At 39.2% G+C, this 18,121-nt stretch carries 16 protein-coding genes; 10 read left to right on the top strand and 6 right to left on the bottom strand.

Annotated features, from left to right (window positions below; genetic code table 11):
- Window positions 1–9 precede the first annotated feature (9 nt).
- Window positions 10–1,902 carry a molecular chaperone HtpG gene (gene htpG / locus ACZ5V8_RS00760; protein WP_464217972.1) on the bottom strand — a complete coding sequence of 631 codons (1,893 nt, stop codon included), beginning with the start codon at window positions 1,900–1,902 and terminating at the stop codon, window positions 10–12.
- Between the two features lie 270 nt (window positions 1,903–2,172).
- Between htpG and ACZ5V8_RS00755 the strand changes: the two genes are divergently transcribed.
- Window positions 2,173–2,862: a helix-turn-helix transcriptional regulator gene (locus ACZ5V8_RS00755; protein WP_464217971.1), complete on the top strand. Its 690-nt coding sequence runs from the start codon at window positions 2,173–2,175 to the stop codon at window positions 2,860–2,862.
- Window positions 2,863–2,956: 94 nt separating this feature from the next.
- Here the strand turns inward: ACZ5V8_RS00755 and ftsH are convergent, their stop codons facing one another.
- A complete protein-coding gene (gene ftsH / locus ACZ5V8_RS00750) occupies window positions 2,957–4,918 on the bottom strand; it encodes an ATP-dependent zinc metalloprotease FtsH (RefSeq protein WP_464217970.1) in 1,962 nt (653 codons plus the stop codon).
- Window positions 4,919–5,225: 307 nt separating this feature from the next.
- A complete protein-coding gene (locus tag ACZ5V8_RS00745; protein ID WP_464217969.1) occupies window positions 5,226–5,975 on the bottom strand; it encodes a substrate-binding periplasmic protein in 750 nt (249 codons plus the stop codon).
- A 203-nt stretch (window positions 5,976–6,178) separates the two neighbouring features.
- On the opposite strand from ACZ5V8_RS00745, the gene ACZ5V8_RS00740 reads away from it, so the two are divergent.
- On the top strand, window positions 6,179–7,054 hold the full coding sequence (locus tag ACZ5V8_RS00740; RefSeq protein ID WP_464217968.1) for an FKBP-type peptidyl-prolyl cis-trans isomerase: 876 nt from the start codon (window positions 6,179–6,181) through the stop codon (window positions 7,052–7,054).
- A gap of 77 nt (window positions 7,055–7,131) precedes the next feature.
- A complete protein-coding gene (locus tag ACZ5V8_RS00735) occupies window positions 7,132–7,902 on the top strand; it encodes an exodeoxyribonuclease III (protein WP_464217967.1) in 771 nt (256 codons plus the stop codon).
- Here ACZ5V8_RS00735 and ACZ5V8_RS00730 read toward each other — a convergent pair.
- Together ACZ5V8_RS00730 and ACZ5V8_RS00725 are read right to left on the bottom strand one after the other, a co-directional pair.
- Window positions 7,899–8,333, bottom strand: coding sequence for a DUF29 domain-containing protein (locus tag ACZ5V8_RS00730; RefSeq protein ID WP_464217966.1), 435 nt, complete (start codon window positions 8,331–8,333; stop codon window positions 7,899–7,901). The genes ACZ5V8_RS00735 and ACZ5V8_RS00730 overlap by 4 nt on opposite strands.
- 166 nt (window positions 8,334–8,499) lie before the next feature.
- A complete protein-coding gene (locus tag ACZ5V8_RS00725; protein ID WP_464217965.1) occupies window positions 8,500–9,882 on the bottom strand; it encodes an LbtU family siderophore porin in 1,383 nt (460 codons plus the stop codon).
- Window positions 9,883–10,075: 193 nt separating this feature from the next.
- On the opposite strand from ACZ5V8_RS00725, the gene ACZ5V8_RS00720 reads away from it, so the two are divergent.
- Window positions 10,076–11,323 carry an NAD(P)/FAD-dependent oxidoreductase gene (locus ACZ5V8_RS00720; protein WP_464217964.1) on the top strand — a complete coding sequence of 416 codons (1,248 nt, stop codon included), beginning with the start codon at window positions 10,076–10,078 and terminating at the stop codon, window positions 11,321–11,323.
- Here ACZ5V8_RS00720 and ACZ5V8_RS00715 read toward each other — a convergent pair.
- Window positions 11,317–11,961, bottom strand: a complete 645-nt coding sequence (locus tag ACZ5V8_RS00715; protein ID WP_464217963.1) for a lysoplasmalogenase — start codon at window positions 11,959–11,961, stop codon at window positions 11,317–11,319. The two genes, ACZ5V8_RS00720 and ACZ5V8_RS00715, sit on opposite strands and share 7 nt — an antisense overlap.
- Window positions 11,962–12,094: 133 nt before the next feature.
- Here ACZ5V8_RS00715 and ACZ5V8_RS00710 point away from each other — a divergent pair, with 133 nt between their 5' ends.
- The 6 genes from ACZ5V8_RS00710 to rsmI all read left to right on the top strand — a co-directional run bounded on the left by ACZ5V8_RS00710 (window position 12,095) and on the right by rsmI (window position 18,120).
- Complete coding sequence (locus ACZ5V8_RS00710; RefSeq protein WP_464217962.1) at window positions 12,095–12,856, top strand: glycosyltransferase family 2 protein; 762 nt, start codon at window positions 12,095–12,097, stop codon at window positions 12,854–12,856.
- Between the two features lie 13 nt (window positions 12,857–12,869).
- A complete protein-coding gene (locus tag ACZ5V8_RS00705) occupies window positions 12,870–13,688 on the top strand; it encodes a glycosyltransferase family 2 protein (protein ID WP_464217961.1) in 819 nt (272 codons plus the stop codon).
- Window positions 13,685–14,467 carry a glycosyltransferase family 25 protein gene (locus ACZ5V8_RS00700; protein WP_464217960.1) on the top strand — a complete coding sequence of 261 codons (783 nt, stop codon included), beginning with the start codon at window positions 13,685–13,687 and terminating at the stop codon, window positions 14,465–14,467. Before ACZ5V8_RS00705 ends, ACZ5V8_RS00700 begins: the two co-directional genes overlap by 4 nt.
- A gap of 49 nt (window positions 14,468–14,516) precedes the next feature.
- Window positions 14,517–15,770: an O-antigen ligase family protein gene (locus ACZ5V8_RS00695; RefSeq protein WP_464217959.1), complete on the top strand. Its 1,254-nt coding sequence runs from the start codon at window positions 14,517–14,519 to the stop codon at window positions 15,768–15,770.
- Window positions 15,771–15,850: 80 nt separating this feature from the next.
- The gene (gene murC / locus ACZ5V8_RS00690; protein ID WP_464217958.1) at window positions 15,851–17,236 is read left to right on the top strand and encodes a UDP-N-acetylmuramate--L-alanine ligase; all 1,386 of its coding nucleotides are present in this window, start codon (window positions 15,851–15,853) and stop codon (window positions 17,234–17,236) included.
- Entirely contained in the window at window positions 17,233–18,120 is an 888-nt protein-coding gene (rsmI, locus tag ACZ5V8_RS00685; protein WP_464217957.1) for a 16S rRNA (cytidine(1402)-2'-O)-methyltransferase, read from the top strand. The genes murC and rsmI overlap by 4 nt, the downstream gene beginning before the upstream one ends.
- Window position 18,121 lies beyond the last annotated feature (1 nt).

The following is an 18,121-nucleotide window of genomic DNA, read 5'->3' as shown; positions in this document are numbered from 1 at the left end:
AATACGCGATTATACCGCTAAGTATTTATTAACCAAGCCTACAAAGTTCGCAGGATCTTCAAGTTGCGCTCCTTCCACCAACAAGGCTTGTTGATATAAAAGATCTGTCCAGTCAGCAAACTGTGCATCATCTTGCTCTTGCTGCAAGTGCTTCACTAGCTTATGCTCAGCATTGATCTCAAGAATCGGCTTACCACCCATGCCTGGCATCATCATTTGCCCAGCATCTGCCATCATTTTTTGCAAATGCATGCTCATACCATAATCGTTAACAACGATACAGCTTGGCGAATTGGTCAAACGCTTAGAAAGGCGCACATCTTCGACTTTGTCTTTAAGCACTTCTTTCATTTGCTTAATAATGCTTTCAAACTCTTTTTGTGTTTCTTCTTGCTGTTTTTTCTCTTCCTCGGAATCCAAATCACCAAGATCTAAATCACCTTTAGCAACTGATTTTAACGTCTTACCATCAAATTCAGATAAATGTGATGTCATCCATTCATCGACGCGATCGCTTAAAAGCAAGACTTCAATGCCTTTCTTGCGGAACACTTCTAATTGTGGGTTATTCTTCGCTGCATTAAAGCTCTCAGCCGTCACATAATAGATAAACTTCTGATCTTCCTTCATACGTGACACATAATCAGCCAATGACACATCTTGCTCAGCAGTATCTTTGTGCGTTGAGGCAAAGCGTAATAATTTGGCAATTTTATCTTTATTCTCATGATCTTCAGCAGGCGCTTCTTTCAACACCTGTCCAAATGCCTTCCAGAATTTTTCATACTGCTCTTTATCATCTTTTGCCATTTTATCGAGCATATCTAGGACTTTCTTAGCAGTCGCTTTTTTGATCTTATCAATGACTTTATTGTGTTGCAAAATCTCACGTGAGATATTCAATGGCAAATCATTTGAATCAATGACACCTTTAACGAAACGTAAATATGATGGCAGTAAATGCTCATTCTCCATAATAAATACGCGTTGTACGTAAAGCTGCAAACCAGATTTACGCTCGCGATCCCATAAATCAAATGGCGCGCGCTCTGGCAAATATAATAAACTGGTATATTCAAGATTGCCTTCGACCTTATTGTGCGACCAAGTTAATGGATCGGTGAAATCATGTGAAATATGCTTATAAAACTCTTTGTATTCTTCATCGGTAATTTCAGACTTAGAGCGCGTCCACAAGGCTTTTGCCTTGTTAATCGTTTCCCATTCTTTGGTTTCTTTTTCTTTACCTTCTTCATCATGCTCAGTTTTAAACATTTGAATAGGTAATGAGATGTGATCCGAATATTTCTTAACGATTTGACGCAATTTAAAGTCATCAAGCAAATCATGCTCTTCATCCTTAAGATGCAGTACAATCTCAGTGCCACGCGCTTCTTTCGTGATATCTTCAACACTAAATGAACCATCTGCTTTAGACTCCCAACGCACACCTTGTGAAGCTTCAACACCCGCTTTACGTGTATTTACAGTGACTTTATCAGCAACGATATACGCAGAATAAAAACCAACACCAAACTGACCAATCAATTGCGAATCTTTACTCTGGTCACCACTTAATGCCTCTAAGAATTTCTTAGTGCCTGATTTTGCGATTGTGCCCAAATGCTCAATCACTTCATCGCGTGTCATGCCAATGCCATTGTCAGCAATCGTAATCGTTTTAGCCTCTTTATCAAAAGAGATACGCACCTTTAAATCGGCATCATTTTCAAAAATATCAGCATTACTTAATGCTTCAAAACGCAACTTCTCTGCAGCATCTGACGCGTTAGAAATAAGCTCTCTTAAGAAAATTTCACGGTTTGAGTACAGTGAATGGATCACCAAATGTAATAATTGTTTTACTTCCGTTTGAAAGTCAAAAACTTGCTTTTCAGACATGTTCGCTCCTATTTTGATTTGCTTTATTTAAAACTCGACCGCAAACAAATGGGCGTTAAAAAAGATATTTCAAGGAATAATTTAACCTAAATTCAAATTATAAGTGCATCTTTATCTGTTGACATATGTCAACATTGAACTATAATCCAAAATACTCTGATTAACCACACAAATGCATGAGACCTAAACACCCTAATAAAGAAATTGAGAAAGCCATCAAATATGCGGAAGTTAAGGGATGGCGCTATCAATCTAGCGGGAGCTCTGCACATGCTTGGGGTCGATTATTATGCCCACTTGAAAGCAGAGATGGTCACTCAATCAGTATATGGTCAACACCTCGTAGTGCTGAAAATCATGCAAAACAAATTAGAAGAATCGTTGATAACTGTGAGCATCAAGGAGAATAAAATGGCTGAAACTTATGAATTTACACTTATCCTTCAGGGAGTCGATGAAAATACACCTAACTTGGAAGATGCCTTATTTGAGGCAGGTTGTGACGACGCTATTATTAATTTTAAAAATGGCACTGTATATCTTGATTTTGACCGAGAAGATGTAAGCTTTGAACACGCAATTCTTTCCGCAATTAAAGATATTGAATCAGCTCAAATTAATGCTTCTGTAAGTAGTGTTGCGCCAGAACACCTTGTCAACTCAACTGATATTGCAAGTCGGGTTTCATTAAGTAAGCAAGCGCTATCGCTATACATTCTGGGCAAGAGGGGTAATAACACTTTCCCCAAACCAATTTTGAAAATTAGCAATAAAAGTCCACTATGGCGATGGACAACCGTAGCTGAATGGTTCTATCAGCAAGGAAAAATCAAAGATCATAAAATCATTGAGTATGCCACAACTGTAGAAGATATTAATGAGACTTTGGGTGCTCGAGCAAGAAAAGCATTTTCCCATCGTAAAAAAATCTATCATGATTTAGGCGCATTACAGAGGTAATTATTGGGATCCATTCGTTCCCTGAGCGTAGTTGATGGGTACAAGACACAACGGCTTCGACTGACGCTCAGCCAGCGTTGATGTTAAGCTAATATTATTTTTCAGACTGATCATCCGCCTGCTGCGGTTTAGTCGCTTCAGATGGTGCCGTAGTTAGCGCTTCTTTAGCTACTATCGGAGCTGATTTTTCTGATTTTTCTTTCTCATCTTTCGGGGTATAGCTATCACCCCAATCACCTGGCTCTCTGACCTCACGACGTGCCATTAGGTCATCAACCTGCATTGAATCGATTGTCTCATACTTCATTAATGCATCAGCCATGGCGTGCAAGATATCGGTATTTTCCTTAAGAATCGTTTCTGCTCTTGAGTAATTTTCATCAATTAAGCGACGCACTTCACCATCAATATCAAGGGCTGTTTTATCCGAAAAATGTTTCGGACTTTTACCCATGCTTTGCCCCAAGAAAGGCTGCTGGTCATCTTCATCAAATAGAATTGGTCCCATTTTATCAGACAAGCCCCACTTGGTAACCATGCTTCGCGCGATATTGGTTGCTACTTGAATATCATTTGAAGCACCGGTAGTGACTTTGTCATAACCAAAGATAAGCGCTTCAGCAATACGCCCACCAAAGATACTTGATAAACGACTTAATAGCTGCTCACGCGACTGGCTGACTTGATCGCCATCTGGCAAATACATTGTCACACCTAATGCACGCCCTCGAGGAATAATACTGACTTTGTAGACAGGATCATGATCTGGCACTAAGCGCCCAACAATCGCATGTCCGGCTTCATGATAAGCCGTTAAGCGTTTTTGCTCGTCACTCATTGCCATCGAACGACGTTCAGTACCCATCAAAATTTTGTCTTTTGCCTTTTCAAACTCTTCCATGCCAACGATTTCTTTGTTAACACGCGCAGCAAATAACGCTGCTTCATTGACTAAGTTAGCAAGCTCAGCACCTGAGAATCCTGGTGTGCCACGTGCGATCCAATCAACGCGCACCTCATCTGCTACAGCGATTTTGCGCATATGGACTTTTAGAATTTGCTCACGACCTTTGACACTTGGTAAGCCAACTGTTACTTGTCGGTCAAAGCGACCAGGACGCAAAAGGGCAGGATCCAACACATCCGGTCGGTTAGTCGCAGCAATCACGATAACACCTTCATTGTCGGCAAATCCATCCATCTCTACCAACATCTGGTTTAATGTCTGCTCACGTTCATCATGCCCACCTCCAAGACCAGCCCCTCGATGGCGACCCACCGCATCAATCTCATCGATAAAGATAATACAAGGCGCGCGACGCTTGGCTTGCTCAAACATGTCACGCACACGTGATGCACCGACACCGACAAACATTTCAACGAAGTCAGAACCCGAGATTGAGAAGAAAGGCACTTTTGCTTCACCGGCAATCGCACGTGCTAGCAACGTTTTACCAGTTCCTGGAGGACCGACCATCAAGACACCTTTAGGTATCTTGCCACCGATTTTCTCGTATTTGGCAGGATTCTTTAGGAAATCAACGATTTCAGCAACTTCTTCTTTAGCTTCATCCACACCGGCAACATCTGCTAATGTGACTTTGATCTGATCTTCACCTAAAAGTTTCGCCTTACTTTTACCAAATGAAAAAGCACCGCTTTTGCCACCTCCGGCACGCATCATTAGGAAAATAAAAAAGCCGGCAATTAGCAATAATGGCAACCAATTAAACAAAAATGCCAATAATAAACTTGGTTTCTCTGGTGCTTTCGCAGAAACTTCAGCGTTTTTAGTTAGCATCTGATCAACAATACTTTGATCCAACAATGGCGCATAGGTAGTGAACTTCTCACCAGTATCCGTTGTACCAGTAAAAGTGCGACCATCAACGTTAATTGATTGGATGCTGCCGCTATTTAATTGTTGCACAAAACTTGAGTACTTCAGCGTTGTTGATGGATCGGTCTTTGTACTCATGTTGCTAAAAATAAACACTAAACCTACGGCAATCAAGCCCCAGAATAGTGCATTTCGCAAGAACTCATTTTTCTTCATGCAAGTGTAATCCTATTGATTTTGCTTAATTATTTAACTTCCAAGCTCAAACCTAAAAGCCAATTTATTGGTTGGACATTATAGTATATCGCTGACCTTGTCGCGATGGCTTCACAACAAAATTTTGCAAACACTTAATTAGTATCAACCTTAGCACAAAAAAATATCGCTTCACAATTGTAATTCAGCAGATATTTAGCGAATGCGCTAACTCTCTATTTTCTAGCTTAATAAACTACTTATGAACCCAGCATAACGCATGCTCAGCAAGAAATTAAATATATTATCAAAATAAAATCAATAATTATTATTTATCGAAATTACAGTGTAGACTTGGATTAAACTTCATGCTTTTTAACCCTTTATTAAATAAGCTAATCAGTTTGGCTGACCCTGTTTGATCTTTTGCGGCAATCAGGTAATGCGTTTGTTGATCCGCAACAAATGCTTTGGTAAAAAGGCTAGCTCCATCTTTAACATGCGCAATATTTTCAAACGCATCATCACCTGCGTAGACAGCGGTCACACGCTTAGCTTTCAATTGACTAAAACAATCTTGCATCGTTAACGCAGTAATACGCGTCGCTGTTTTTTGCGCAAACATTTCTGCCAAATTACCATAAGCACCATAACCTTGTGGTACACAGACTTTCGCTCCTTGCAAAGCTTTGAAATCAAGGTGGTCATTTTTGCCGTCAGTCAACACCCAAATATAAGCAGATTTGGTATAAAGTGCATCACTATATAGATATTTTTGTGCACGCTCTTTGGTATAGCTCCATGGGAATGAAACAACGTGCAATGAGCCATAAGCTAAGCTTTTTATTGCCACACTCCAAGGCAACCATCTAATCTCGCCAAGATTCACACCTTGACTTTTAAAAACTTTTGTCACAAATTCAGTCAAACAGCCTTTGCTGCTTTCATGCTGATTCACATAAGGATAATAATAATCACCTAACGCATAATTTACTGTGTATTTAGTTTTATCATTAGCATACCCAACACCAATGCTTAGCATAGAGAACAGAATAATACCAAACTTTAACACGCTCACATCGCACTCCTCTTTCGCATTATTTATCCTTAACATTCATGCTCTTAGCATAAACGCAATCAATCCAAAATGCATTAACCATAACATTAACCCGATGAATATAGCATTTTTTTGCCGCATACACATATTGACTTATGCCAAATCAATTTCTACGATGTGATGCGTATTTAAACTAATAAATAATCTCAATCTAAGGAGAACACATGAAAAAGATTATTGCATTAACCACTGCCATGCTATTTGCTGGCTCAATTACAGCTTATGCAGCCGATGCGCAAACAACTGCAAATGCAGTTACTGCGACGCCTGCTGCTAAAACTGATGCAGCCAAGCCTGCTAAAGTTGACATGAAAGAAGTAAGCTATATCATTGGTCAAGAGATGGGTAAAGGCTTCAAATCACAAGATATCAAGCTTGATGTCAAACAATTAAATGCCGGTTTAGAAGCTGGACTTTCTGGCAAAGAATCTAAGGTTTCTGAAGCTAAAAGCAAAGAAATTATGCAAGCTTTCCAAATGGAAATGATTCAAAAAGCGCAAGCCAAAATGAAAGCTGAAGGCGCGGCAAACCAAAAAGCAGCCGATGCATTTATGGCTGATGTTGCCAAAATGCCAAACGTTAAAAAAGCAGCTGATGGTATCTACTACCAAATAATCACTGAAGGCAAAGGTGAAAAACCTGCTAAAACTGATACAGTAACGGTCAACTACACAGGCACAACACCTGCTACTGCTTTCAACAAAGATGCTAAAGCAGGTGCTGCAAAACTAGCCAAAGGCGAGCTTCTTGGTAAAACGTTTGACAGCTCTAAAAAAACTGGCAAACCAGCAACCTTCCCATTGAATCAAGTGATTCCTTGCTGGACGGATGCTTTAAGTCAAATCCCAGTAGGTTCAACAGTCATTCTTTACTGTGCGCCTAAGCAAGCCTATGGAGAGATGGCTCCACCACAAATCGGACCTAATCAAGTATTAAGCTTCAAAGTAGAATTAATCACAGCAGTAAAAGCAGAGAAACCTGCAGCAAATGATGACGCTGCAACTGATACTAAAGCAGACGCAACAGCTGCTGCAAAATAGTTTAACCTAACACACCATAATCTTAAGCCCGCTGTTGCGGGCTTTTTTATTTATTGTAGAAAGACAAGAAGGATGATATGAAAGTTATCTCATTTAATGCCAATGGCATTCGCGCTGCCACGCGCAAAGGCTTTTTTGACTGGTTCACCCAGCAAAACGCTGATTTCTTATGCATTCAAGAAACCAAAGCACAATTTGAGCAACTCAAAGATAATAACATTTATTTCCCTGAAGGCTATCACTACGCCTATACTGATGCCAAGCAAAAAGGTTATAGTGGTGTAGCAATTTACGCTAAGCGCAAACCTAAACGCATCATCCACACGCTTGGCATAGATTGGGCAGATGATGAGGGGCGTTACATTCAATTTGATTATGACGATTTAAGTGTTGCATCTATCTATATCCCTTCAGGCTCCAGTGGTGACGAACGTCAAGCGTATAAAATGGATTTTTTAGATAAATACAAAGATATACTCAAAGATCAAATGTACAACAATAAGCGCTTTATCATCTGTGGTGATGTCAATATTGTACATAAAGAAATTGATATTAAGAATTGGAAACAAAACCAGAAAACATCTGGCGTTTTACCTGAGGAACGCGCCTGGCTTGATCATGTCTTTGATGATATTGGTTGGGTTGATGCATTTCGCGTGATTAATCAACAAGCTGAGCAATACACTTGGTGGTCAAATCGCGGTCAGGCGCGCGCTAAAAATGTCGGTTGGCGGATTGATTATCAATGGATTACACCTGAATTAAAAGATAGCATTATCGCCGATAATATTTACACTGATTCATGGTTTTCAGATCATGCACCTCTGTCAATCACCTATAAAGCTTAAGGGTAAAACTCATCATCTAATAGTTGCACCAATGTATAAGGCAAGCATGCTGGAAACTCACTTTCAGCCAGTCCTGTTTCTTTTTGCGCTGCCAAAATCGCATCACCATAAACATCTTCGAGCATTTCCTCAATTTTTGCTTTTAAACTGGGAGTTTTTTTCAATCTTCTGACAATTTTTCGCCTTTGCTCTTTGATTGTTAACGACCAACTTTTACTTTGATAAGTCGGCTGATGTTCCCACTTAAGCAGGTGCATAATTAAGATAGTTAATCGACTTTCCATCTCGCGCTCTTGACTAACACCCATGTCTTCCAGCTCCTCACTTAGATGATCAAAATCAAGTTGTTCAATATCACGCGCTTTTAAAGCATGTGCCATTTTCATTGCCCATGCATAAAAGTCTCTCTCATATAGCTGTGAAACATTCATAGACTGCTCCATTTATTTAACATTATAAACACTGGCTATTATAGCAACAAACAACTCAATACACAGCACTTCACTCAAGATCAAACAAAAAAGCCTGCAGTTGCAGGCTTAAAATAGCAACAATAGAAGGTTGAGGAGTTCCTCCTAATTTTTACAGCTTTGATCTTTAGAAATATACTGAGATATCTAAAGTATAAGCATTGGTATGCTGATTGTTGTACATATGCATATAAGCATATTCCAAACCAAGCAATACATTCTCAGTAAAGAATGGGCGTTGTGCTGAAGCCACAACCATTTTATTCACGCCAGTAGCTGCTCCATAAGTTGAATAACTTTTATCCGCATTACCCGTTAACGTAATCGGCAAGTCATTGGTGTTATAAGCGCCATTGTAGGCAATATTAAAGTTAGTTGAACGACCATAGATCTCAGGTGAGAAACCAGCTTGCACATACCAAGCACCCGCATAACCATCATTCGTTTTATCTGATTTATTCGTCGTTTGCGCCCAGCCCGCACCAACGCCATAGATATCATAGTTTAAGCTGGCATCAAAGTTAACGGCACCAATGCGTGTTTTATTAGTTGTACCAGAACGAGTTGCATCCTTAAATGAGCTATTACCAGTACCATCAACGTTATAGACATAGCCACCGTTAATTCCATATGCCCACTTGCCAGACTCGCCACCATAAAACGCTGCATAAATAAAGTTACTGGTATGATCATCTGTTTGGAAAAGGGTTACGTTACTGCTTAAACCATCTTTATAATAAGCAAGAGAGACGTTATTAACACGACTTGGTCTAAATAACATCTGTGTTAATGAGCCAGTCCATGGACCACCACCTGAGAATGAGCCCAATGCTAAACGGTTTTTACCGACTGTTGCATAAAGCGGGAAATCATCCAAATTACCAAACATCACAAAAGCATCTTGTGCATTCACTTTATAGCTATCAGATGGATCTGCTGCTAACGTTGTTTCCGCTGTAACATAGCGTCCTAAGTTAGCTGCAACATATAAATTAGCCGTAGTAATTGGTAATCCCTTGCCTGACTGATAAGTTTGATAATCAGGTGCTGAGCTTGTGCCTTTATTATAAGTAATTGGACTACCATGCCAAACCTGTGGATCTGCTTCCAAATATCCGCCAAATACTAACGCACGATCGCTATACATATTACGCTGCTTTAATAACCCCAAGGCAAATTGTGATGAGCTTATCATCCCCATTGGTACTACGCCATCATGAATATCTGAAAATAAGAAATTCTGAATCTGCCCCATATTAGTCGGCACTGTAACATGATCCGTGCTGTCTGAGCCAGTACCCACACTTTCAACACTACCATGTTGCGTTTGAGTTGGCGTAGACTTCGCCATTGCTTCTTGGCTTGCTTGCAGTGCGGCAATCTCTTTTTTCAGCTCTGCAATCTGTGATTGCACTGTTTGATTGTCCGCATTACTGGTGTTAGCGTCTTGCGCATACACTGCCGTAGCAGCAGATGCAGCAAGCATTGCCAATGTGATTTTTTTTAACATTTGTCTTCCCCTTCCTGTTTTCTTTACGGGTAATTTTACCTACGAGCAAAAAATGCTCGATAACAAGATAACTGATGACAAAAAAAAAGAAAAGTACAAAAACTTGCTTTTTATGAAATTATTATAGAGTAACGCTTGGTTTTTGATTACAGTGAGCGCACTAACTTAAAACACTATTACTCAATAACTTCCAATGAATACTAAATCTAATGCCCTTAACGCTGATATTTTAACTATTGGCGCCGGTCCCTCCGGTAGTGTTGCTGCGGCAATATTGGCACAAAGAGGCTATCAAGTCACAATGATTGAATCCTCGAAATTCCCACGTTTTTCCATCGGCGAAAGCCTGCTACCTCAAGCTATGGAGTTTTTAGAGCAGGCTAATTTACTTCCATGTATTGAAGAAGCACACTTTCAATTTAAAAATGGCGCTGCTTTTTCTCGTCAACAACATTATACAGAATTTGATTTTAGCCAAAAATTTAGCATTGGCTTTAATAGCACATTTCAAGTCGAACGCAGTGTTTTTGATCAACGACTTGCCAATCAAGCTGATAAATTGGGGACGAACATTATCTATGAGCAACAGGTAACTGATATTCAACTAAGTGACGAAAGCCAGATGATCACTACGATGGATAAAAATGGCAAAACACATCAATATCACGCACGATTTGTACTTGATGCCAGTGGATTTGCACGCGTATTACCCAATCTATTAAAGCTTAATTTACCAAGTGAATTCCCGCCACGCATGTCTGTCTTTACCCATATCAATAGCGCACTTGATCAAAGACTATTTGACCAGAATAAGATACTGATCACCGTACACCCAACACATAGTGACATTTGGTTTTGGCTAATACCCTTAAGCGACAACAAATACTCACTTGGTGTTGTTGGCGAGCCTCACTTGCTACAACAAAGCGAAGATGACCCCAAAAAAATATTAATGCGACTTGTCAATGAAACACCTAACTTACATCAAATTCTAAAGGATATAAACCTTGATATGCCCGTGCGCAAAATTGTTGGCTATGCCCAAAACGTGAGCACACTGCATGGCACAGGCTATGCACTTCTTGGTAATGCTGGCGAGTTTTTAGACCCTGTATTCTCTTCTGGTGTGACCATTGCTTTAAAATCAGCCGTCCTTGCTGCTGAAACATTAGACAAATCACTACAAGGCGAGAACGTTAACTGGCAACAAGATTTTGCCATTCCGTTACAAAAAGGGGTTAACACTTTTAAAGCCTATGTCCGCGCTTGGTACAGCGGTGAATTACAACAAATTATATTTAGTAACACCCAGCCACCTGAAATCAAAGCAAAGATTTGCTCCATTCTTGCCGGTTACGCTTGGGATGAAACCAATGAATATGCAACTGATGCCAAACGCAAACTCAGTGTACTTGCGAAGGTGTGCAGTCACTTTCAATGAAGAACTATCGCAGCACTTGCAATTAAATATTGCGCCAAATAATAGCTAATCATCACAAGACTTGGTTCGTGTTTTAACTTGCATTTAAACTTATCCCACGCCAACACGGAATCTGAGAACATAAAGCATAGCGCACCTAACATCACATACAGGCTTGGTAACAATCTATTAGCAATATAAACATTAACAGCCACGGCACCCATTAGCACAATAATCACAATATAAACAGCAACGGCAATACGATCTGAGCCCAGTCTTGGATACAGCATGAGATAAAACACTATCGCGTATAGCAACATCACAACAATAACCCACCAATGAAATTGCGTCAGCTTCAATGAAAAAGCTGCAATATAAGCAATATGTGCCAACAAGAAACTAGCAAGCCCACTAGTGAAGCATTGAGCCTTTGTCGAGAGAAGAAAAATATCACCTATCAATGACAGCATTAATCCTAGCAAAATCAATACCACAAACAAGTTAATCTCAGGGCTAAAGCAAACTGCATACACTAAAATCAACAGCGTTGTTAACGGCTTAAATACGTAGCTCACAACACTCATTGTGCGATATTTATCGATAATATGTATGTTAGCGCATACTGCTATTAATAATGTTAATCCAATTATTCCTAACATAAGCTATTTATCCAACATCCAACATCCAACATCCAATTAAAGCATTCTAGCAAATTGTTGTCACAACGCACTCTTGTCATTGCTTAACTTATGTTATGATACTTGGCAATCAAATCCGGTCAACCTTGCACTTATGACTGAAAGAAGAAATACGCTTGGCGTCGTTGTTATCACCAAAAACGAAGAAAAAAATATCGCCCGTTGCTTAGAATCTGTCAAATGGGCGGATGAAATTATTGTTGTTGATTCAGGTAGTACTGATAATACACTTGAAATTGCCAAATCTTATGGAGCCAAAGTTTATCATCAGGATTGGCTCGGGTTTGGTGAGCAAAAAAATATTGCGATTTCTAAAGCGACAAGTAACTGGCTGCTTGCGCTAGATGCAGATGAAGTCATCACCAAGGAACTTAAGAAAGCCATTTTAACAGCCATTGAAAGCAATCGTCACACGGTATACAAATTCAAAAGATTATCTCAATTCTGTGGTCAATGGATTCATCATGGTGATTGGGGAAGAGATGTGATCACACGTTTATTCAAACGTACAGAAGCAAAATATTCAAGTGACATCATTCATGAGCGACTTATTACTACGCATCAACCACATCTTATATCTGGCATATTGCTGCATTACTCACAAGATAGCATCACCAGCTCATTAAAGAAGATGAATGAATATAGCGACGGCACTTCAACAATTCTTTGGCAAAAAGGCAAAAAAACTTCATTGCTAAAAGCCAGTTTTCATAAACATTGGACTTTCCTGCGTGGCTTTATTATGCGACGAGGATTTCTAGATGGTAAACGCGGCTACTTAATTGCTAAACTCTCAGCTTATGGCTCGTATTTTAAATATGTTAAATTATGGGAGAAACAACAAAATGAGCAATAACACCTATCAAGGATTGATTTCAGTTATTGTCTCGACCTATAACTGGCCTGATGCGCTGAAACTTGTTTTAACAGCGTTAAACAATCAAAACGATGAAAATTTCGAGGTCATTATTGTTGATGATGGTTCAACCTCTGCAACCAAAAAGATGATTGAGCAATTTAAAACAGTGGCTCGCTTCCCTATAAATCATTTATGGCAAGAAGATAAAGGATTTCGACTTTCAAGAGCTCGCAATATGGGAATTAAAGAAGCCAGCGGTGATTATATTATTTTTATTGATGGAGACTGCATCGTCAGACCAAAATTTCTGACAAATCACCGAATATTAGCCAAAATTGGACACTATGTTGCAGGCAATCGTATTTTGCTCAGCCCAAAATTCAGTAACACGTTGCTTGACCTGAAACTTGATGTTTCCAAGAAAAGCTTAGCGTATTGGCTGAAACAACGTTTTTTAAAACACATTAATCGCTGGCATACTTTACTAACAGTTGGCTTAAACAGTCAAATAAGATATAAGCATGCGCGAAAATGGCAGAAGGCCAAAGGGTGTAACATGGCTTTTTGGCGACAAGATTTATTAAATATATGCGGCTTTGAAGAAGAAATTTCCGGCTGGGGCTATGAAGACTCTGATTTAATGATCCGTCTTATTAACCATGGTATAAGAAGAAAATCAGGCTACTTTGCAACAACTGTCTTACACCTCTGGCATAAAGAAGCAGATCGTTCACAAGAACAAAACAATCTAAAGCGGCTAAACAACCTCATGAAAAGCAATAAAGCAATGGTGCACAAAAGCCTTCTATTACAAAAGGATGAGTCATGAATATTTTTGTAATCAATCTTAAGAAAGACATCAAGAAAAAAAGGTATATTGAACAGCATTTCAAACATGCTGGAATTTCTGATTTTCATTTCATATCTGGGGTATATGGTAATGACTTAAAAGACAATGAAATTCAATCAGTATATGAAGAAAATCAGGCAATTAAAGATAACAAACGCCCTCTGACACGAGGAGAAATAGGCTGTGCACTAAGTCATTTAAACTGCTACCGGGAAATACTCAAGCGCAATGAAGGTGCATTTATTTTTGAAGATGACTGCAAGCTCAACAACGATTCTCTCGGCATAATGAGAGTAATAGATAGTGAGTTCAGAGCTTCAAATCAAAATGTGATTATTTTACTCTCACTGGCTCGTTACATTCAAAAGAGAAGTCACTTTGCCAGCCTAAATAACAAACATTACCAGCTAAAAAAAGTCCACAAAGCAGCATATGCCCATGCTTATTACATCACCCCACCTGCTGCGAAAGAGATGCTCAATATTTTTCAAATGATTTCACGACCTATTGATACTTGGAACCACATTCGCAGGCATAGCAACATTACTTTATTATGTGTTTACCCATATTGTGTTAGCAACAATGAAAATGCAGTACAAGAATCAAGTATTGCTGAAGATAGAAACAAGTATGAATATAGAAAAAAAAGCTTTCTTAGCTCGCTTGTCAAACGTTTTCGTGATAAGGTAATGAAAGTTTATCTACAGAAAGTTGTATACCTCATCACTGGAATAAAATCTCAAACACATACGTGGTGATTGTACTCGTCCCACCAAAATCATACACCTTAAGGAAGACATTAATATAATGACTAAGTATCACACATACTTTCCACAAGCTCTCTTGGATAGAATGTATTTCACCTTAAGCTTATGCCTAGGAATATTTATTTCTATATCCACCGCCCTAACCAGCATCTTTGCTGTATGTTTACTGCTATTGTTTATTATCAGCGGTGACTATCGTACTAAATTATCTTTAATCAAACGTTTTTATATTTGGCCTGCCATTGCATTAATTGTATTGGCATTGATAAGTTGCCTGTATTCAACGCTACCATTTAATGAATCCGTTGGTTGGGTTGGCAAGTTCTATAAGCTCTTGATTGTTTGGATTATTGGCTATGTATGTTACAAAAGCCCTGAGATTATTAATAAACTTTTATTGGCATTTTTTATTGGCGTGATACTCAATGTCATTGCTATTTTTGTGAACCACTACTTTCTAAGCCCTGAAAGTGCGATTGTTTTTAGTGGCGCAACTTTTCCAGCTGCACAGTCACACTTTGTGACAGGCTTTATCTTTGCTGTTGCTGCATTTATGCTCTTTTCAATGGCTTTAACAACACATAGTAAAAAGCGACGAGTACTTTTTCTGATTCTTGGCATTATCATTATTTGTGCCGAGCTTGGCTTAAACACTAGTCGCACTGGTTATTTGATCGAATTTTCGGTTTTGGCAGTTGGCTTTTTTATGAAATTCCGCTGGAAGGGTTTAATTGCTGCCATTGTCATTGTGCTGAGTGTTTTTGCTGCATTTTATCATTTCTCGCCAAACTTCAAGATGCGTATTGATGAAGCCTACAACAGCACCATTAGCTATTATAATGGTACAAACACGGACACCTCTGCGGGTATTCGCTTGGGTTTTTATCACACTGCTTTGGGAATTTTTGAACATAAACCGCAACGTATTTTCTACGGTTGTGGCACGGGCGCGCAAACACAGTGCAGCACACATTTTATTAATAGCGAGATTCCATCAAATGACAAAAAATATTATCGCGTAATCAACAATCCACATAATCAATATATTTATTTTGCAATGCAATCAGGCATTTGGGCACTAGCAATCTTCATCTTTTTATTACTCGCTTCTTTTTACTATGCTAAAGACATGCCAATGATGATGCGCAATAACACACGTATCCTTATCATTGCTTTTGCTATTGGCTGCTTGGTGAATTCATGGATACTGGATATTGGCCCTGGATTTATCTTTTGCTTTTTGTTACCCGTCGTGTTAGCCCAACGCTATACCAAAGGCACTGATTCACAATAAAACCAAATTCCCCAATATTTTTATCTCTAGTTATATTAAACTACTTAGCAGATATTGATTTGCTGTAATAAAAAATTATCGTGACAACAACACAAAAAATACCACATTATCATTTTATTGGCATTGGCGGCATCGGCATGTCAGCACTTGCAATCTTCTGCCTACAAAAAGGCTATCAAGTATCTGGTTCTGACTTACAATCATCAGAGTTAACGATAAAACTCAAACAAATGGGTGCGCATATTTCATTGGGACACAATACTGGAAACCTGACAAATGCTGATGCCGTGATTTATACCTCAGCCATGCGCAAAGATAATCCAGAATATCAAAAAGCATTGAGTCAAAATATAACAGTTTATCATCGCGCCGAATTTTTAGCCTTTTTAAGCAAAGGCTATGCTGAGCTTATTGCCATTACCGGTACCCATGGCAAAACAACAATTACAAGTCTTTTGGCACATATCATGCATGAGGCAGGACTTGATCCGAGCTTTATTAACGGTGGACTTGCTAATAATTTCACGCATCACGCGCATGCTGGCAATTCACCTTATATGATTGTTGAAGCAGATGAAAGCGATGCCTCTTTTCTTAAGGTTCATCCAAAACACATCATTATCAGCAATGTTGATTTAGACCATATGCAAACCTATCAGCATGAGATTAAAGCACTTATTAAAAGCTTTGCTGATTTTGCTTTAACTGATAATGTCAGTGGTGAGATTCTTATTGGCAGTGGTAACGACAGCGCTTATAAACTAGCCGAAATAATTAAAGCAAAAAAACCAAATGCCAAACATTATGGCTTTAAAAGTGATATGGATATTCAAATTACTCATTTCCAACAAACAACGCAACACGCCGAGTTTGATATTACCATTGCAGGTAAAGCCTACAACACCGTTGTCAGCACACTACCTGGCAAACATAATGCTGAAAATACGCTTGCAGCAATTGCCCTTTGCCTTAAGTTTGGCATTACAGAGAATACGATTAAACAGGCACTATTAAGCTTTAAAGGCATTTATCGTCGTTTTAATCACTACCAAATCATCGTTAATGATCACCCAGCTCAACTCATTGATGATTACGGTCACCATCCGGTTGAGATTCAAAGCACACTGGATGCCATTGCCCAACAATTTCCGCATCAGCGCCTTATCCACATCTATCAGCCACATCGTTATACACGGACGCGTGATTTATTTCATGAGTTTATCAATTGCTTAAACAGTGCGGACATTGTGGTTTTAATGCGCAGTTATGCCGCCAGTGAAAACCCTATTGATGGTGCGCATGCAATTGATTTATTTAACATATTAACAAGCAAACACCCACAGTGTTTTTATGTGGATAATAATGAGGAAGCCAAAACCCTTATCGATAAACTTGCAACAGCAAATGACGTGGTACTCGTGCAAGGGGCAGGGGACATTGCTAATTTAGTGAGTATGTTGCGATGAAAAATCAAATTGAACGCGGTGTGTTATACGTTGTCGCCACACCAATCGGCAATCTACAGGATATTACTTTGCGCGCTTTAGATGCTTTAAAGCAAGCTGAGATAATCTTCGCTGAAGACACACGTGTCACGCGTAAACTGTTAGAGCAATATGCGATTAAGCCGCCGGTTGTTATCTCCTGCCATGAACATAACGAACAGGCGCGTGTTGATTTATTAATTCAACACTTAACTGATCAAAAAACAGTGACTTTAGTCAGTGATGCCGGCACGCCCTTGATTAGCGACCCTGGTTTTCACTTGGTGAAGAACCTACGCGCACGAGGTTATCCCGTGGTGCCATTACCTGGTGCCAATGCTTTGATTACCGCCTTATCAGCAGCCGGTATTGCGACCGATGGTTTTCAATTTAAAGGTTTTTTACCTGTCAAGTCGTCAGCACGCAAAAAGATTTTACAAAGTATCGAAAAATCAACGATCACGACAGCTTTTTATGAGTCAACACATCGAATTATTGCGACATTAACAGATATTCAAGATACACTACCAAATCACACGTTGGTTGTTGCCAAAGAACTGACGAAACAATTTGAGCGTTTCTTTCATGGAACTGCTTGTGATATTTTAGCTGATTTTGCAAAAGACTCTTCATTAACAAAGGGGGAATTTGTTATCCTCATTGAAGGTATTAAGGCAGATAAAAAAGACGATACTATTATTGATGAGCACAAATTGCTTAGCTTATTATTATCAGATTTGCCAATCAAGAAAGCTGTCAGCATTGTAGTGGAGCTTACCCAAGGCAAAAAAAACGCCCTGTATAAACAAGCACTTGCAATACAAGAAGATAAACAAAACAATACCAATAACACATCAGGAATATAAA

It is taken from the genome of Cysteiniphilum sp. GTC20157, assembly GCF_055396795.1.
Note: the sequence above shows the minus strand (reverse complement) of the source record. Positions and strands in the feature narration are given on the sequence as shown.